1 protein-coding gene is annotated in these 448 nt (G+C 53.8%); it reads right to left on the bottom strand.

Translation table 11 applies throughout. From position 1 onward, the window contains the following. A partial coding sequence (locus MiSe_RS49890; RefSeq protein WP_226595049.1) for a hypothetical protein occupies positions 1-200 on the bottom strand: 200 nt, incomplete at its 3' end. Between the last annotated feature and the right edge of the window lie 248 nt (positions 201-448).

Here is a 448-nt window from a genome sequence, read left to right as displayed (position 1 = left end):
CCTACATTGATTGATGGTTGTCGGGGCACGGCATTCTGCCATCTTTGGTTGATACCAAAGGTGATTGACGCCGTGCCCCTACATTGATTGATGGTTGTCGGGGCACGGCATTCTGCCATCTTTGGTTGATACCAAACGTTATTACACGCCGTGCCTCTACCGGCAAACCTGCCACCCCATTCCTTGTCGGGGCACGGCATTCTGCCATGTTTGGTTGATACCAAAGGTGATTGACGCCGTGCCCCTACATTGATTTATGGTTGTCGGGGCACGGCATTCTGCCATCTTTGGTTGATACCAAAGGTGATTGACGCCGTGCCCCTACCGGCAAACCTGCCACCCCATTCCTTGTCGGGGCACGGCATTCTGCCATCTTTGGTGGATACCAAAGGTGATTGACGCCGTGCCCCTACATTGATTTATGGTTGTCGGGGCACGGCATTCTGCC

Source organism: Microseira wollei NIES-4236 (assembly GCF_020521235.1).
Lineage (GTDB): Bacteria > Cyanobacteriota > Cyanobacteriia > Cyanobacteriales > Aerosakkonemataceae > Microseira > Microseira wollei.
This window is presented reverse-complemented; position numbering and strand designations above follow the sequence as displayed.